The organism is Corynebacterium sp. p3-SID1194 (genome assembly GCF_025144155.1).
Lineage (GTDB): Bacteria > Actinomycetota > Actinomycetes > Mycobacteriales > Mycobacteriaceae > Corynebacterium.
The window spans coordinates 75,230-92,611 of sequence record NZ_JALXWY010000007.1; the positions used below are offsets into that span (position 1 = coordinate 75,230).

Sequence of the window (17,382 nt, forward strand, 5' to 3'; positions counted from 1 at the left end):
TGTTTCAGGCCAGCTCGAGCGAGGCCATGCGGAGTCCCTTCTTCCGCAATAACCGTAGGGGCGCCCGCCCGCGCTGTCATTGGGGAGAACTCCCCACGACGGAGCGGGACTAGAGCGTCACCCCGCTGAGACGAACATCGATGAGTTCATTGAGGACGCCATCGGCTTCTTGAGCGAGTGCGTCGTTTCCGTCAGGCTGCGCCCACTCGGCAAACTCGATCGGAATGTTCTCAAGAATTGCTTGGCGGGCGTGGCCGTCCGGCCCGTCCTCGACGAGTTCCTTGACGACCTCGGGACGACGCTCCACCCACTCAGCCAACCGACGATCGAGTTCGGGAATCCAGGCTGACCACGGCTCGGACTTCGCGAGTTCAGCAAGTCGCCCCGTCAATGGCGCCTCGGTGTTGAGCTTCGGATGCACCGTCGAACTCTCACGCGGCAGCCAGTCAGGCCAGTGCTGCTCGTCTCGCGGATACCATCCGCCCTTCATTTCATCGCGCCACGTGTCGTCGCTCGGCCGGATATCTGCAGCCGACGCCGGCGGCTCGAACGGCGCTCCGGGATGATCGCCCCAGTACGCACGCGTCGAATGCTCGCGTGTAAAGGTCATGCTGTGGCCGTCAAACTCACCCTGCAACAGAATCCACGCCCCCTTGCCGGGCCCCGATTCACGCCACCGAGCCTTGCTCGCAGCGCTCCGAAGCGCGGGCTTCACACGCTCCTGATGTTCGGTGCCGTCCGCGTCTGTCCACCATTGACGGCTCCAGACGACCGAGTTGCAGAGCGACAAGACACATCGCGCGGAGCTCGCCTCTGCTGGCAACGCTTCACGCCACAGTTCAGCAAACACGGCGTCATTGGCGCGCGGATCCTCGTTGACGTCCATTGATGGCAGTGCCCACACTGATGTCGCGTTCAGCCGCAAGTTTGCGGGCTGCCGCGTACGACTTCGTCGTCAAATCTGACCGTGACACTCACATCGTTTACGCTATCACCTGTGGTGACGCAGCTCAATAGCTAATTTATGGCGCAGATCTACTGGCACTCGGGGCACCAGTACAGTTTGCGGCCCTCGAGCACCCTCGTCTCGATGGGGGCGCCGCACACATAGCAGGGGTCGGTAGCGCGGCGGTAGACATAGACCTCGCCGCCGTGATCGTCCTTGCGGGGTGGGCGGTCCATCGCCTCGGGTGTGTGCTCGGGGCGGACGGTGTCAATGCGGCCGTGGTCGACGCCGTAAGCCATCAGCTCGGCCAGGTCGGTCCAGATCGCGTCGAATTGCGCGCGGTCGAGCTGATTGCCGGGCAGAGCGGGGTCGATCCCCTGCCGGAACAGCACCTCCGCGCGGTAGATATTGCCCACGCCGGCAAAGAGCTTCTGGTCCATCAGCATCGAACCGATGGTGCGCTTCGAACGGTGGACGCGTTCCCACAGGGCCTCAGGCGGGTCCAGCTCGACGATCGGATCGAAGCCGGACTTATCGACGATCGCAGCCGCCTCCCCCGGCGTCATCAGCTCGCATTTCTGCGGGCCGCGCAGGTTGGCGGCTGTCTCGCCGTTGGAGATGTGTAGCCGCATCTGGCCCCACTCGTCGGCGGCGGGCTCGAAGCGCAAAGAACCGATCAGGCCGAGGTGGATATAGATCGTGTGCTCGGGTGCATCCTGTTCATGCCCGAAGGTGACAAACAGGTGCTTGCCGTGGGCGGAGGCTTCGAGGAGACGCGTGCCGTCGATAAGCGATGCTTCTGTTGCGAATCTCCCCTGCGGGCTGGTCACCTCCACCGGGCCCGAGCGGAAGTCTGCGTTGAGCGTGCGGGCGAGGCGGTGGAGAACGTGACCTTCAGGCATTTAGCCGATTCTACTTGGGCTCGACCGGGGATGCGGAGACGACGACACCGTCGGAATCGGCGTAGACGTACTCGCCCGGCACGAAGTCGATGCCGCCCAGACGGAGCACGATATTCTCCTTGCCCACGCCGTCCTTCGCGGACTTGCGCGGGTTGGAGCCCAGCGCCTTGCAGCCGAAATTCATCTTGGCCACCTCGGCCGAATCGCGGATCGGGCCGTTGATGATCACGCCGGCCCAGCCGTTCTTCACACCCGCTTCCGCGATCATGTCGCCCATGAGCGCGGTGTGCATGCTGGCGTGGCCGTCGACGACGAGCACCTTGCCCTCGCCCGGCGAGTTCAGCGTCTTCTTCACAAGGCCGTTGTCCTGGAAGCAGGAAATGGTGTGGATCTCGCCGCAGAAATCGACGGTGCCGCCGAAATTGCGGAACTGGATATCGCAGCTGCGCACTTCCGTGTCGTGGATATCGGCGATGTCGGCGGTGGGGATGAACTGAATGTCGGCCATGAGGAATTCCTTTCTGTTTGGGTCCCGAGTCTACGCTGGGACCGTCCGTTGTAGTGCGGAAATGAGAAAGGGACCTGCGCCGTGGGCTAGGCAGGTCCCTTTTATTCTCAGCCGGGATTAGCCGGCTGTTGCGGCAGTTCTATTTAGAACTGGCCCTCCTCGGTGGAGCCCTTCAGGGCGGTGGTGGAGGAGTTCGGGTCGACGGTGGTAGCGACGCGGTCGAAGTAGCCGGCGCCGACCTCGCGCTGGTGCTTCACAGCGGTGAAGCCGCGCTCGGAAGCAGCCTGGAACTCGCGGTTCTGCAGGTCGACGAATGCCGGCATGCCCTCGCGAGCGTAGCCGTGAGCCAGGTCGAACATGGAGTAGTTCAGGGCGTGGAAGCCAGCCAGGGTGATGAACTGGAACACGAAGCCCATCTTGCCCAGCTCCTTCTGGAACTTGGCGATCTCTTCCTCGTCCAGGTGGGAAGCCCAGTTGAAGGACGGGGAGCAGTTGTAGGCCAGGAGCTGGTCCGGGAACTCCTCGTGGACGCCGTCGGCGAACTTCTTCGCCAGCTCGAGGTCCGGAGTACCGGTCTCCATCCAGATCAGGTCGGCGTACGGAGCGTAGGACTTCGCACGGTCGATGCAGGGCTCGACGCCGTTCTTGACGTAGTAGTAGCCCTCAGCGGAGCGCTCACCGGTCAGGAACTTCGCGTCGCGCTCGTCGACGTCGGAGGTCAGCAGGGTTGCAGCCTCAGCGTCGGTACGGCCGATGACCACGGTCGGAACGTTGAGAACGTCAGCTGCCAGACGAGCAGAGGACAGGGTACGGATGTGCTGCTGGGTCGGGATGAGGACCTTGCCACCCAGGTGGCCACACTTCTTCTCGGAAGCGAGCTGGTCCTCCCAGTGGGTACCAGCGGCACCAGCCTGGATCATTGCGCGCTGCAGCTCGTAGACGTTCAGAGCGCCACCGAAGCCAGCCTCACCGTCAGCGACGATCGGGACGAGCCAGTTGTCCACGGAGTCATCGCCCTCGACGCGGGAGATCTGGTCAGCGCGGGTCAGAGCGTTGTTGATGCGACGGACAACGTTCGGCACAGAGTTGGCCGGGTACAGGGACTGGTCCGGGTAGGTGTTGCCGGAAAGGTTAGCGTCACCAGCGACCTGCCAACCAGAGAGGTAGACAGCCTTCAGGCCAGCGCGAACCTGCTGCACAGCCTGGTTACCAGTCAGGGCGCCCAGAGCGTGGATGTAAGAACCGTCGCCCTTGGTGATGCCGTCCCAGAGGATCTCAGCGCCGCGACGTGCGAGGGTCTGCTCCTCGACGACGTTGCCCTGCAGCTCAGCAACCTGCTCTGCGGTGTAGTTGCGGGTTACGCCCTTCCAGCGGGGGTTCTCGTCCCAGTCCTTCTGGATTTCCTGAGCAGTACGAGCCTGTCCAGTGGTGGTCATAGTGCTTGTCCCCTTTCATTGGGTGTGTGATAGAAGGCTCTCACTCCAAAAAGTGAAGTGAGACACGCTCGTGGCGTTCATGCTTAGTATTCCCAAGCGCCACGTGAAACGTCAACAGAAACCCCCGGTTCCGGTTGTGGAGGGGGTGAGTTGACTAGCGGACATGAGTCTTGTGCATGACGAAAATCCCCCCAAACGGGACAAAGCTCCAAAAAGAAAAAGCACTAAGTGCTGCATGAATGATCGGTTGAATTAAAAACCATGCGTCCAGCCGAGCGGACATGTCTGGGCATCGGGATTCACAAATTCGGGGGTAGTTATAGGGTCATCGAAATAGAAAGTTAACCGCTGGTGACAACAATCACTTAATCTTGCGGACAATGCTCACCTAACACCGCAGACTCAATGTGGTGTCGTGCGCACAAAGGCACCTTTAGACTTGTGTCAAACATTTCAACTGGCTGAAAGGATCTCATTCGATGACTACGCCGCAATTTGAGGACCGCACCGAGCGTGTTGAAGCAGCCGGCCTTCAGGTCGAACGCCCGCTATACGATTTTGTGACGGAGCAGCTTCTGCCGGAGATCAACATCGACGCCGAGAAGTTCTGGGCCGACGCTGCGACGTACTTCGCTGATCTGACCCCGAAGAACAAGGCGCTGCTCGCACGCCGCGATGAGCTGCAGGCCACGATGGACCAGTACTACCGCGAGAACCCGGGCCAGCCGGACCCGACCGCGCACGAGGAGTACCTGCGCTCGATCGGCTACCTGGTGGACCAGCCGGCTGACGGCGCGATCCGCACCGAGAATGTCGACGAGGAATTCGCCAACGTCGCCGGCCCGCAGCTGGTCGTGCCCATCACCAACGCCCGATTCGCCATCAACGCTGCGAACGCACGCTACGGCTCGCTGTACGACGCACTGTATGGCACCGATGCGATTCCGACTGACGGTGGCGCTGAGCCGGGTGAGGGCTACAACCCGGTCCGCGGTGAGCGCGTGATCGAGTGGGCCCGCACCTTCCTGGACGAGGCGGTGCCGCTGGACGGCGCATCGCACGCCGATGTCGATTCCTACGAGGTCGCAGAGGACGGCGCATTGAAGATCACCGCTGGCGGCAACGAGGTTTCACTGAAGAACCCGGAGGCTTACCTCGGCTACCAGGGCGAGAAGAACGACCCGTCCGGCATTGTTCTGCGCAATAACAACCTGCACCTGATCATTCAGATCGACCGTGAGCACCCGGTGGGCAAGACCGACCGCGCTGGTGTTGCTGACGTTCTGCTCGAGTCCGCTGTGACCGCGATTATGGACTTTGAGGACTCCGTTGCAATTGTTGACGGCACGGACAAGGCTGCCGCATACAACACCTGGTTCGGCCTCAACAAGGGCGATATCTCCGAGACCGTGACCAAGGGCGGCAAGACCTTTGAACGCACCCAGGCAGACGACATCACGTTCACCACGAAGGATGGCGCTGAAGAATCGCTGCACGGCCGCGTCATGATGCTGTGCCGCAATGTCGGCCACCTGATGACCAACCCGGCGATCCTGCTCGACGGCGAAGAGGTCCCGGAGGGCCTGCTCGACGGCCTGATCACTGTCGCAGCAGCCATCCCGGGTCTGCGCGAGGACAACCCGCACCGCAATTCCCGCACCGGCTCCATGTACATCGTGAAGCCGAAGCAGCACGGCCCGGAGGAAGTCGCGTTCACCAACGAGATCTTCGACCGCGTCGAGGAAATCCTCGGCCTGCCGAAGAACACGGTCAAGGTCGGTGTCATGGACGAGGAGCGTCGTACCTCCGTCAACCTGGATGCTTGCATCATGGCTGCAGCTGACCGCCTGGTGTTCATCAACACTGGCTTCCTGGACCGTACCGGCGATGAGATCCATACCTCCATGCAGGCTGGCCCGATGGTGCGCAAGGCGGACATGCAGACCGCGCCGTGGAAGCAGGCATACGAGGACCACAACGTTGACTCTGGTCTTGCACACGACCTGCCGGGTCGCGCCCAGATCGGTAAGGGCATGTGGGCAGAGACCGACCACATGGCTGCTCTGCTGGAAAAGAAGATCGGTCAGCCGCGTGAGGGCGCGAACACCGCTTGGGTCCCCTCCCCGACCGCCGCGACCCTGCACGCCACCCACTACCACCAGGTGGATGTCCACGAGGTGCAAGACGAGCTGCGGGCAGCTGGCCGCCGAGATTCTTTGAAGGACCTGCTCACCGTCCCGGTCAACACCGCGGGCGACAACTGGTCCGACGAGGAAAAGGCGGAAGAGCTGGACAATAACTGCCAGTCGATTCTGGGCTACGTGGTCCGCTGGGTCGAGCAGGGCGTCGGTTGCTCCAAGGTGCCGGACATCCACGATGTCGACCTGATGGAGGACCGCGCGACGCTGCGCATCTCCTCCCAGATCCTGGCCAACTGGATCCTGCACGGTGTCGTCACCGAAGAGCAGGTGCTCGACTCGCTCGAGCGCATGGCAGTCAAGGTCGACGAGCAGAACGCCGGCGACCCGAACTACCGTCCGATGGCGAAGGATTACGACGCATCTATCGGCTTCCAAGCGGCAAAGGACCTCATCCTCAAGGGCACTGAGTCCCCGTCCGGTTACACCGAGCCGATCCTGCACGCGAAGCGCCGCGAGTTCAAGGCAGCTAACGGCATCGCTTAACAGCACGAACCGCTGCACGTAGAAGCGCATCATGCCCGCTTGGGCGTGGTGCGCTTCACCTATGCAGGCCTGCGCGCGTATTCTCGCTAGGGATCGACGCGAAGGAGATAGCCGGGAAGATGGTGTACCAAATCGGTTTCGACCGCGAGAAATACATCGACATGCAGTCGGAGCACATCTCGGAGCGTCGAAAAGCAATCGGAGGAAAGCTCTACCTTGAGATGGGCGGCAAGCTTTTCGATGACCACCATGCCTCCCGCGTGCTGCCCGGCTTCACGCCCGACAATAAGATCGCGATGCTCGAGCGCATCAAGGACGAGATCGAGATCATCGTGTGCGTCGGTGCAGGCGACCTCGTGCGGCAGAAAGTCCGCGCGGACCTAGGCATCACGTACGAAGACGAGGTTTTGCGGCTTATCGACGTCTTCCGTGAACGCGGATTCCTCGTCGACAATGTGGTGATCACGCAGTACGAGAGCGGAACTGAGCAGGCAGATGCATTCCGGGACAAGCTGGAACGCCTCGGTGTGACAGTTAGCCTGCACCACATCATTCCGGGATATCCGAACGATATTTCGCGGATCGTCTCCGAGGACGGCTTTGGCCGCAACGACTACGTCGAGACGTCCCGCGATGTCGTGGTGATGACCGCGCCGGGCCCGGGCTCCGGCAAGCTGGCGACGTGTCTCAGCCAGGTCTACCTGGACAATCAGCGTGGAATTGCAGCTGGCTACGCCAAATTCGAGACGTTCCCGATCTGGAACCTGCCGCTGTCCCACCCGGTGAACCTGGCGTACGAGGCGGCGACGGTGGATTTGGACGATATCAACGTCATCGACCAGTACCACCTGGCGGCTTATGGCGAGCAGGTCTCGTCCTACAACCGCGACATCGAGGTCTTCCCGCTGCTCAAGGCATTGCTGCGTGAGGCGACTGGTTCTGAGCCGTACCACTCGCCCACCGATATGGGCGTGAATATGGCGGGGCACTGCATTTCTGATGACGATGCCTGCCGTTACGCCGCGAACCAGGAGATCATCCGCCGCTTCTTGGCTGCGCAAGTGGATGCGCGCCGGGGCGATGTCGACCCGGCAGTGCCCGACCGTGCGGCGAATGTCATGCGCAAGGCGGGAATCTCCGTCGATGACCGTCCGGTAGTCGCCCCGGCGCTCGCTGTGGCGGAAAAGACGGGCAATCCGGGTGCGGCGCTCGAGCTGCCCGACGGTGAGATCGTCACCGGCAAGACCTCGGATCTGCTGGGGCCGTCGGCGGCTGTGCTGCTCAACGCTTTGAAGAAGCTCGCGGGAATCGACGATGAAGTGCACCTACTCTCCCCCGATTCCATTGAGCCGATCCAGACGCTGAAGACCCGCTACTTGGGTTCGCGCAACCCCCGCCTGCACACCGACGAGGTGCTCATCGCCCTGTCCGCGTCGGCGAATTCCGACGAGAATGCTCGCCTCGCCCTGGAGCAACTCCAGTCCTTGCGCGGATGCGACGCGCACATCACCACGATTCTGGGTTCGGTGGACGAGGGCATTTTCCGCAACCTGGGTGTGCTGGCCACCACCGAGCCGCAGTACTGGCGTAAGGCGTTGTACCACCGGCGGTAGACTGGGGCATCATGCCCAGCAAAATCCTGCTCTACTACCAGTTCCGCCCGATCCCGGACCCCGAAGCGATCCGTTTGTGGCAGCGCGACCTGTGCGAGGGGCTGGGGCTCAACGGCCGCATCATCATCTCCCCCGACGGCATCAATGGCACCGTCGGCGGCGACATGGACGCCTGCAAGGCCTACGTGCGAAAAACAAAGGAGTACTTCCGCGGCATCGAGTTCAAGTGGTCCGAAGGCGGGGCCGAGGACTTCCCGAAACTCAGCGTGAAGGTGCGCGACGAGATCGTCTCTTTCGGCACGCCGGAAGAATTGCGTGTCGACGACCGCGGCGTCGTCGGCGGCGGCACCCACCTTTCGCCGGAACAGGTCAACGAGTTGGCGTCCTCCCGCGACGACGTGGTCTTCTTTGACGGGCGCAACGCGTACGAAGCAGAGATCGGCAAATTCAAGAATGCCGTCGTGCCGGATGTGAATACCACCCACGATTTCATTGCGGAGCTCGAGTCCGGCAAATACGACTGGATGAAAGACAGGCCCGTCATCTCCTACTGCACAGGCGGCATCCGCTGTGAGATCCTCTCCTCGCTGATGATCAACCGCGGTTTCGAGGAGGTCTACCAGATCGACGGTGGCATCGTCCGCTACGGCGAGAAATTCGGTAACCAGGGCCTGTGGGAAGGCTCGCTGTATGTCTTCGATAAGCGCATGCATACCGAATTCGGCCCGGAGGACGACGAGGACTTCGTCCAAGTCGGTCACTGCGCACACTGTGGCGAAGCGTCGAACCAGCACTACAACTGCGCGAATGAGCCGCATTGCAGGCAGCAGTACGTCAGCTGCGAGACGTGCCGGGAGAAAAATCCGTACTGCCCGGCGTGCAGTTAGGGAGCTTTAGCCGACACTGTCTTGGGCGAGAATGCTGACGGTGAGGATCAGCCACGCCATTGTGAAGGGCACGATCGGGATCCAGAACACGCCCATCCACGGCACCCACCGCTCATAGCGGTTGAGCTTGCGCACCATGATCACGGCGCATGCCAGCAGGGCCACGAGCGGCGGGATCGAGGAGAGAACCGCCCACGCGGTGCGCCAGCCGGAACTGCACAGCCACGTCGCCTCCCCTGCTTCGCACAGCGGGCCACCGGTGAGGCGCGCCACGAGGGCGAGCGCACCGCCGAAGAGCAGTGTGCCCAGCACTGTGGCCACGGCGAAGACGATTGCCTGGCGGGTAGAAGCCCGGTTGCGTTCGTTCACCTCGACCGGGTCCGGTTGGTCGGCGAGCTCGTCGAAGTCGCGCGGTTCCGGCCGCACCTTGTTGTAGTAGTCGGCCGCCCCGTGAAGGTCGTTCTCCGGGTGCTCTGGAGTGTCCCGGCGCAGACCGGCGTGCGGGTTCGCGTGTGGTCGCGGTGTGCTGGTGGACATGCCAGTCAGTGTAGTCCCGAGAAAATCACGGGAAAATGACCACGGGCACGGGGGCGTGGGTGAGGAAGTCCTCTGTGCGCGGATTGGTCAGCACACGTGCCCGCTCGGTGGGCTGGGAGTCGAGGAAGAGAATGTCGCCCTTCTTCCACTTCTGGGAATTCACCACGGCTTTCCAGCCGTCGCCGGCGCTGACGGAGGTGTCCACCTCAAAATTCTTCGGCTCTGGAATGCCGATTTGTGCGGCGGTGTCACTGACACAGTCTCGGGCGCGGTCGAGCAGGGCGAGGGAGGATTCATTCCATTCGTCGATAAGCGGTGCGTTCGCGGTGAATTCCGCTTCGTGCTTGTACGTCTGGCGCGGGGAGAATGCCATGATGCGCAGGTCGACGTCGAGGAGCATGGCTACCGACGCCGCGACCTGGATGCCGCGGGCGGACGCGTCCTTGTGCTCATCGAGGAATGCGTAATTGACGCGGGTGATGCCCTTTTTCGAGAGTTTGACAGCGCGCGGTGCGAGACCGACGGAGATCGGCGAATAATGCATCATCGCGTCTGCGGTGGAGGTGGCCAAGAAACGGCCCTTCTTTGCCTTTGATTTCGAGCCGAGCAAAATGAGATCGGCCTTGAAACGCTTCGCTTCCGCGGAGATCAGCTCGTGGCGGGGACTGCCGTCCCGGAAGACTGCCCACTGATCGTCCCAGGCTTCGCGCGGAACCTGCTGTTTGAGTGCGTGCCGGATATCGCCGACGCGCTTGTCTTCAGTGTGCTTGCGCCACTTCTTGTATTTCTTGCTGTTCTTGCCGCGCAGCGACGACCACGGGCGCGGGCCGGTGCTGATGACGCGGATCGTGCATTTCGCGGTGCGCGCGAGCCAGGCCGCGAACTCGATGGCCTCTTCCCCCGACTGGTCCCAGCCGACGAGGATGCGCAAAGGACGCTCCTCACCGACGTGCGGGAGGAGCTCAGGAGTGAGGGGGTAAATGTCCATGTAGCGCAGGCGTTAATGTAAGACCAACAACGCCTTAACTTTATATGTCCCCCCACTGTGCAAACAATTCGCCCCTGCTGCGACCAGGGATTCGCGCTAATGGAGGTTGCCCGTGTTGTACGTGCGCGCGAGCTCGGCGAGAGCCGGAGTAGCTGCCTTGAGCTGTTCCAAGGACTCCGGGTCGAGGGTCGCCATCATCTCGGCGACGTAGCGCGTGCGCTCGTCAGCAACGCGGTCGTGTTCCTTGATGCCTTTATCCGTAATCTCCACCTTCACGCCGCGACGGTCCGTCTCGTCGCGGACGCGGTGCACGAGATCGCGCTGCTCGAGCTGGTGCAGCGTGTTCGAGGCGGTGGGCATACGGATGCCCTCCTCCTGTGCGAGTTGGCTAATGCGCATCGGGCCGGTCTCGATGAGACGCTCCATGATGGAGAGCTGCGGGCCGGTAATGTCCGAAGCCTCGGCAATACGGAAATAAGCGACGTAGAGTTTCGTGAGGAAGGGACGGATTTCTTTGGCGACGGCGTACGCGTCCTCGACGGAGTTTATTGACATGCCACATAGTGTAGGTGTTCAACGCCGAAATTAAGAAGCCAGTGCACACTTTCTTGCGCCGAACCATCGGACGGGGCCATCAATCACCTCGTGAAGAGTACGCTGGTAGCAATGTTCAAATTGGTTCATATCGTTTCCCACGAATGGGAAAGGCGCTCTGCGCTGCGTGAATTTCGCGTAGGAAAGAAGAGCCGGGATGAGCTTTGTGATGCGGATTTTCTTCTCCGCGCCGCCGGCGAGCACCACGGAGTCGATTCCGACCGGCCCTGCCCCATTTGCGAGAAAACAATGCGCACCGTCTTGTGGGTCTACGGAGACAATCTCGGGCGCCGTTCCGGGTCCGCGCGCAGCGAAGCAGAAATCGCGGAGCTTATCGACGAGACCGGTGGCCCCTTCACCGTCCACACCGTCGAGGTGTGCGGGCATTGCCGTTGGAACTATCTTTTGAGCACCGCCGAAGCCGTTCCGGTTCCGTCATTCGGCGACGGAGGAAGTACTCTGTCCTAGAGGAATCGAGTAGGCAGGATACTTCAATTGGCACGAGACCGAGATAAAGAGGCCGGCAGCGACTCCGGCAAGAAGAAGTCGGACGCAACGCGCCGCGACACCGCGAAGAAGAGCACGCAGGGCCGTACCGGGCCGAAGCACAGCGAGAAAGCCAAGAAGGCTGGTGCTGGGTCGGGTTCTGGCTCGACCGTGAAAGCATCCGCTAAGTCGGAAGATGACAAGGCTAAAAAAGCGCCGGCCACGTCCGGTAAGAAGGCCGCAAAGAAAAAGAAGAAAAAGAGCCGCAAGGGCCAATGGCTCGCGGCTTTCGTGTTGGCGCTCGTGCTCATCTTGGCGGTGCCGCTGTCCATTTTCGGCGTGAAATACACCCAGGCGGACCTGCCGCACCCGGGCGAGATTGAAACGGCCCAGGTGTCGACCATCTTCGCCAACGACGGCACAACGCAGCTGGCCCGCATCGTTCCCGCTGAGGGTAACCGCGAGCAGATCCCGCTCGACGAGGTGCCAAAGCATGTCCAGGATGCCGTCCTGGCCGCTGAGGACCGCGACTTCTGGGAGAACTCCGGATTCTCGTTCACCGGTTTCGGTCGTGCTGTGCTCGGTCAGATTACCGGCGACGCGTCCGCCGGCGGCGGCTCCACGATCACGCAGCAGTACGTGAAGAACACCATCGTGGGCAACGAGCGCTCGTACAAGCGCAAATTCAATGAGCTGGTCTACTCGATCAAGATGACCCGCCATTGGTCGAAGGAAGAAATCCTCGCCGGCTACCTGAACACCATCTACTTCGGCCGCAACGCCTACGGCATTCAAGCGGCCGCCAATGCCTACTTCAGCAAGCCCGCCTCTGAGCTCACCGTCGAAGAAGGCGCCGTGCTCGCAGGGCTCATTCAGCTGCCTAACCAGCTCGATCCGTGGAATAACGAGCAGGACTCCATGAACCGCTGGAATTACGTGCTCGACGGCATGGTCGACATGGGCTCGATCACCCCTGAGGAACGCGCCGGCGCGAAATTCCCGGACACGCGCGACCCGCAGACCTACTCCGCCTACACCGAAGCCACCGGCCCCAACGGCCTGATCAAGAACCAGGTCATGGCAGAGCTTGAGCAGGTGGGCATCACCGAGGCCGACGTGACCAACCGCGGCCTGCAGATCACCACCACCATCGACCAGCGCACACAGGACCAGGTGCTCAAGACTTCTGAGGAACAGCTCTCGCTGCTGCAGGAGGATGCGCGCACCGGTGTCGTGGCCATGGATCCGGCTACCGGCGCAATCAAGGGCTACTACGGTGGCGACGACCCCAGTGGCTGGGACTACGCCAACGCCGGCCTGCAGACCGGTTCTGCCTTCAAGATCTTCGGCCTGGCGGCCGCTCTCCAGCAGGGCATTCCGCTGTCGGCGTACTACGACTCGGCTCCGGTGACGGTGGGCAACCGCACCATCGGCAACGACTCCGGCGTCAACGGCGGCGTGACCACCTTGGCGGAGGCGCTGAAGAACTCCTACAACACCTCGTTCATCCGCATGCAGTCCGATCTGGACGATGGCCCGATGGACACCGCCGATATGGCCCACGCCCTCGGCGTCGCTCGCGAGCTGCCGAATATTCCGCACACGCTGACCGAGAACGGCGAGGCCCCGTACGACGGCATCATCCTGGGCCAGTACCAGTCCCGCGTGATCGACATGGCCACCGGCGTGGCCACGCTGACCAACCGCGGCGTGTGGCACCCGCCGCACTTCGTCCAGCGCGTCACCACCGCTGACGGTGAGGTGCTCTACGAATTCGATCCGGAGTATAAGGAGCGCCGCGTGAACAGCCAGGTCGCCGACAATGTCGTCGAGGCGATGCAGCCGATCGCCGGCTGGTCGAATAAGACGCTGGCTGGCGGGCGCCCGTCGATTGCTAAGACGGGTACCGCCCAGATGGGTGACACCGGAAATAACAAGGATGCCTGGATGATCGGCGGCACGCCGCAGCTCTCCGTCGCTGTGTGGGTGGGCACCGCCGATAACACCTCCCCTATCTTCAACCAGTGGGGCGGCAATATGTACGGATCGATGTCTCCGGGCGCGATCTGGAAGGGCGTCCTCGACGGTGTCCTCGAAGGCCAGGACTACGAGGAGTTCCCTCAGGCGAAGCCGATCAACTGGGGCATCAACCCCTACTCTGGCGGCAAGTACGGCGGAGGTACGACACCGAGCTCCCCGACCTACGATTACGGCACGGGCGGGGCAGTTCCGTCGGAGACGCCGGAGGTCGAGAACCCGAATGAACCGGCTCCGGCTCCGGGAGCTCCCGCTCCCGCCCCCGCACCGGAAGCACCCGCCCCGGCTCCCGCGCCAGCACCGCCGGCTCAGCGGCAACCGCAAGTGGACATCGGCGGTTTGATCGAAGACCTGGTTGGATAGCGTGACCACGAAGCAGGACCTGCCCCAGCACAACGGCGTGCGGTGGCCCGACCCGGCCGACCGCGTCCAGCCGGGCACCACTGAGCCAGTGGCGGCTGGCGTGGTGCGCGCGCTCGGCGGGCCGATGGGCCGCTTCGCCCAGATCGGCCGCGGCCGCTGGTGGACTCCCCTTCGAGCCATCATCGCAGTCGCGTGGACCTTCCTCGCGCTCGGGGCCCTGTTCAAATCCAATTGCGCGCGGGGCAAGCTTGTCGACGGCTCCATGCAGCTCAACTGGGACGGCAACCGCCACTACACCTCGTTCTGCTACAACGACATCGTTCCGCTATACGGCGGGCGCGGGCTCGACCAGCCCGGCTTCGTCTACGACTACTCATGGGTGGAAGGCGACCTGACCCGGTATATGGAGTACCCGGTTCTGGGCGGCCTGTTCCAGGGGCTGATGGGGTGGATCGCCAGGACGACGTACCCGGTCGTCGATAAGCTCTTGCCCGACGCTGGCTGGTACTTCTACCTGACAGCTTTCGTGATGGCCGTGATCTGGGTGGGCACTGCGCGCATGGTCGCGGAGCTGGCCGGCAACCGCATCTGGGACACGATCCTCGTGGTGGCCTCTCCCCTGCTCATCATGCATGCATTCACCAACTGGGACATTCCTTCGATTGCCTTCGCGGTCGGCGCGATGCTCGCCGCGCGCAATAAGCGTTTCTGGCTGGCTGGCGTGCTCATTGGTGCGGGCGCTGCGTTCAAAATGTGGCCGATTTTCCTGCTCGGCGCGTACCTCGTCGTGTACCTGCGCCGCCGCGACCTCATGCCGTGGGTGAAGCTCACGATCGGCGCCGTGGCCACGTGGCTGGCGGTGAATGTGCCGCTCATGCTGCACAATTACGATTCCTGGCACGAATTCCAGCGGCTCAATACTGACCGCGGCTGGGAATGGACCACGATCTACGCCGTGATCTCCCGCATGACTGGCTGGGGCGGTTTCGACTCCGGCGAGGGCGCGCCCGTCATCCTGAACGCGGTGACCCTCGTGCTCTTCCTTCTCGGCTGCCTGTTCGTGCTGATCGCTGGGTTGAAAGCCCCGCAGGAACCGCGCATCGCTGAACTGGTGGTTCTCATCGTCGGCTTCTTCCTGCTGTTCAACAAGGTGTGGAGCCCCCAGTACTCCCTGTGGTTCGTCGTGCCCGCAGTGCTCGCTCTCCCCCACTGGCGCCTCCTGCTGTCTTGGATGACTGTGGACATGATGGTCTGGCCGATCCTGATGTGGCACATGATGGGCACCGATAACCTCGGTCTGCCCGGCAGCGTCCTCAATATCGTTGTGATTGCGCGCGATGCGTTCATCATCGCCATCATGGTGCTCGTTGTCCAGCAGATGTACGCCCGCCGCCGCGACAAAGTCCGCGAGGCTCACTACGGCTGCGATCCGCTGATCACCACCCCGGATGATTGGGAGGAGGCGAAACGCACATGGGTCTCACCGCGACCACAATCCTCGGAATCTGCTCCATCTTCATCGCATTCGGTCTCTTCACTGCCTGCTACTGGACAGTCGTGAAAAAGAAGCCGGCCGCGCTTTCCGTCGGCCTCGGCTTAGCCGCATTCATCTTCATGACCTTCGTCCCCGTCTTTCTCGCCGTGTTTGTCGCCACCCCGAACGCGGGACACTAAGCCGTGGACTATACTCACGCGGTGCCCAGTGGATATGCCCAGATCGTGGACTGATTCCAGCGAATCCGTACGGTGGCAATCATGAGCATGAAGAAACTAACGACGTTGATCGCCGTACCTGCTCTCTCCCTCTCCTTGGTCGCCTGCAGCAGCACTTCTGATGAAGATGCTGGCGCTAAAACCGACCAGGCACCGAGTGAAACCGCCGTTGCCGAAGAAGGCGCGACTGAAGAGGCCATGACCTCCGACGACAATCATGATCAGGCTCCCGCAGCAGGATCTGCGCAGGGTGAGCTACCGGACGCGGTGACGGGCTACACCAGCGAAGCGGAGGCTGAGATGGCCGAGGACGGTGTGTCCGAAGCTGACGTGGAGCGCGTGCTTGCCGAGGCGAAGAAAGGCGGCGCCGGCGTTGAGACTGAATGGGACGACGACGGGTATTGGGAGATCGAGGTCGGCGAGATCGACATCGATATTGACCCGGACGGATTGGTCCGCGAAGTCGGCCGAGACGAGACTAGCCGACCAGAAAAACCGTGATTTTCTCCACGGTCGATCACTGGGGTACGCTGGACGGGTTGCTTGACGCAACGACCCTCCTGCCATCGCCATAAGGGGCGGTGGCCGAAACCATTGAAACGACCATAGGAGGTGATGAGGTCCGTGCGTCACTACGAAGTAATGATCATTCTCGACCCGAGTCAGGATGAACGCACTGTTGCCCCGTCCCTGGACAAATTCCTCGAGATTGTCCGCAAGGATAACGGCACGGTGGAGAACGTCGATGTGTGGGGCAAGCGCCGTCTTGCATACCCCATCGACAAGAAGGAAGAGGGCGTCTACGCAGTAGTCACCCTGGACTGCGAGTCCGAGACCGTCCAGGAGCTCGACCGTCGTCTGAACCTGAACGACACTGTCATCCGCACCAAGGTTCTGCGCACCGACAACAAGTAAGCGCTGAACTTTTAGAACGGCGCGTGAAGGTGAAAACCCCAGCGCGCGGGCTGTGTTCGGTGTGGGCTATAGACTAGCTTGCACACGGCAAATAAACGTCGATACAGCACACTGTTCAAAAGGTCGAAAAGGTAAGGACGAAAAGATGGCACAAGGCGATACCCCAATCACTGTCGTAGGCAACCTCGTTGCCGACCCGGAACTGCGATTCACCCCGACGGGGCTTGCGGTGGCGAATTTCCGCATCGCATCCACCCCGCGCGTGTACAACCGTGATTCCGGCCAGTGGGAAGACGGCGAAGCTTTGTTCCTGACCTGCAACGTGTGGCGTGAGGCCGCGGAAAACGTTGCGGAGTCGCTGTCGAAGGGCATGCGCGTCATTGTCAATGGCCGCCTGAAGCAGCGCTCCTACCAGAACCGTGAAGGTGAAAACCGCACGGTATTCGAGGTTGAGGCCGACGAGGTTGGTCCCTCCCTGAAATACGCCAGCGCCAACGTGACCCGGAACTCCCGCGACGGGAACTCCGGTCGATCTGGTGGCGGCTTCGGCGGCAACCAGGGCGGCAAGTCCACCGGTGGATTCGGTGGCGGCGGCAACCAGGGTGGTGGCCAGTCTGGCCCGTCCAACCAGGGCAGCCAGCAGAACAGCCAGCCCGCAAACGACCCGTGGAACTCTGCACCTCCTGCCGGCGGTTTCGGCGGCATGGACGACGAGCCCCCGTTCTAAAACACATCGACAAACACACCATCAACTTTCAGAAGGAAAGGTCAGG

At 62.1% G+C, this 17,382-nt stretch carries 16 protein-coding genes; 9 read left to right on the forward strand and 7 right to left on the reverse strand.

Going from position 1 to position 17,382, the window contains the following annotated elements:
• Positions 1-109: 109 nt before the first annotated feature.
• From M3G19_RS06670 to aceA, 4 genes are all read right to left on the reverse strand, one after another.
• Entirely contained in the window at positions 110-886 is a 777-nt protein-coding gene (locus M3G19_RS06670; protein ID WP_210573701.1) for a hypothetical protein, read from the reverse strand.
• A 149-nt stretch (positions 887-1,035) separates the two neighbouring features.
• A complete protein-coding gene (locus tag M3G19_RS06675; RefSeq protein ID WP_259901776.1) occupies positions 1,036-1,848 on the reverse strand; it encodes an Fpg/Nei family DNA glycosylase in 813 nt (270 codons plus the stop codon).
• A 10-nt stretch (positions 1,849-1,858) separates the two neighbouring features.
• On the reverse strand, positions 1,859-2,356 hold the full coding sequence (gene rraA / locus M3G19_RS06680; protein WP_259901781.1) for a ribonuclease E activity regulator RraA: 498 nt from the start codon (positions 2,354-2,356) through the stop codon (positions 1,859-1,861).
• A gap of 143 nt (positions 2,357-2,499) precedes the next feature.
• Positions 2,500-3,792 (reverse strand): isocitrate lyase, encoded by a 1,293-nt coding sequence (gene aceA, locus M3G19_RS06685; RefSeq protein ID WP_259901782.1) that lies wholly within the window; start codon positions 3,790-3,792, stop codon positions 2,500-2,502.
• A gap of 479 nt (positions 3,793-4,271) precedes the next feature.
• On the opposite strand from aceA, the gene M3G19_RS06690 reads away from it, so the two are divergent.
• The 3 genes from M3G19_RS06690 (at position 4,272) to M3G19_RS06700 (ending at position 8,976) form a co-directional block, all read left to right on the forward strand.
• Positions 4,272-6,476, forward strand: a complete 2,205-nt coding sequence (locus M3G19_RS06690) for a malate synthase G (protein WP_259901784.1) — start codon at positions 4,272-4,274, stop codon at positions 6,474-6,476.
• Positions 6,477-6,595: 119 nt separating this feature from the next.
• Positions 6,596-8,089: a DUF1846 domain-containing protein gene (locus M3G19_RS06695; RefSeq protein WP_259901786.1), complete on the forward strand. Its 1,494-nt coding sequence runs from the start codon at positions 6,596-6,598 to the stop codon at positions 8,087-8,089.
• Between the two features lie 11 nt (positions 8,090-8,100).
• Positions 8,101-8,976 carry a rhodanese-related sulfurtransferase gene (locus M3G19_RS06700; RefSeq protein WP_259901788.1) on the forward strand — a complete coding sequence of 292 codons (876 nt, stop codon included), beginning with the start codon at positions 8,101-8,103 and terminating at the stop codon, positions 8,974-8,976.
• 6 nt (positions 8,977-8,982) lie between these two features.
• On the opposite strand, the gene M3G19_RS06705 is transcribed toward M3G19_RS06700, so the two are convergent.
• The 3 genes from M3G19_RS06705 to M3G19_RS06715 form a co-directional block, all read right to left on the reverse strand.
• Positions 8,983-9,513, reverse strand: coding sequence for a hypothetical protein (locus M3G19_RS06705; RefSeq protein WP_259901790.1), 531 nt, complete (start codon positions 9,511-9,513; stop codon positions 8,983-8,985).
• A 25-nt stretch (positions 9,514-9,538) separates the two neighbouring features.
• A complete protein-coding gene (locus M3G19_RS06710) occupies positions 9,539-10,501 on the reverse strand; it encodes a universal stress protein (RefSeq protein WP_259901791.1) in 963 nt (320 codons plus the stop codon).
• Between the two features lie 96 nt (positions 10,502-10,597).
• Entirely contained in the window at positions 10,598-11,056 is a 459-nt protein-coding gene (locus tag M3G19_RS06715) for a MarR family winged helix-turn-helix transcriptional regulator (protein ID WP_259901792.1), read from the reverse strand.
• A 111-nt stretch (positions 11,057-11,167) separates the two neighbouring features.
• Between M3G19_RS06715 and M3G19_RS06720 the strand changes: the two genes are divergently transcribed.
• The 6 genes from M3G19_RS06720 (at position 11,168) to M3G19_RS06745 (ending at position 17,336) form a co-directional block, all read left to right on the forward strand.
• On the forward strand, positions 11,168-11,563 hold the full coding sequence (locus tag M3G19_RS06720; RefSeq protein ID WP_259901796.1) for a DUF5318 domain-containing protein: 396 nt from the start codon (positions 11,168-11,170) through the stop codon (positions 11,561-11,563).
• A 189-nt stretch (positions 11,564-11,752) separates the two neighbouring features.
• Positions 11,753-13,981: a transglycosylase domain-containing protein gene (locus tag M3G19_RS06725; RefSeq protein WP_259901853.1), complete on the forward strand. Its 2,229-nt coding sequence runs from the start codon at positions 11,753-11,755 to the stop codon at positions 13,979-13,981.
• A 124-nt stretch (positions 13,982-14,105) separates the two neighbouring features.
• Positions 14,106-15,542 carry a glycosyltransferase family 87 protein gene (locus tag M3G19_RS06730; protein ID WP_259901855.1) on the forward strand — a complete coding sequence of 479 codons (1,437 nt, stop codon included), beginning with the start codon at positions 14,106-14,108 and terminating at the stop codon, positions 15,540-15,542.
• A gap of 194 nt (positions 15,543-15,736) precedes the next feature.
• Complete coding sequence (locus M3G19_RS06735) at positions 15,737-16,195, forward strand: DUF4258 domain-containing protein (RefSeq protein WP_259901798.1); 459 nt, start codon at positions 15,737-15,739, stop codon at positions 16,193-16,195.
• Positions 16,196-16,318: 123 nt separating this feature from the next.
• Positions 16,319-16,609, forward strand: a complete 291-nt coding sequence (rpsF, locus tag M3G19_RS06740; RefSeq protein WP_210576076.1) for a 30S ribosomal protein S6 — start codon at positions 16,319-16,321, stop codon at positions 16,607-16,609.
• A 145-nt stretch (positions 16,610-16,754) separates the two neighbouring features.
• Positions 16,755-17,336 (forward strand): single-stranded DNA-binding protein, encoded by a 582-nt coding sequence (locus M3G19_RS06745; RefSeq protein ID WP_259901799.1) that lies wholly within the window; start codon positions 16,755-16,757, stop codon positions 17,334-17,336.
• Positions 17,337-17,382: the final 46 nt, after the last annotated feature.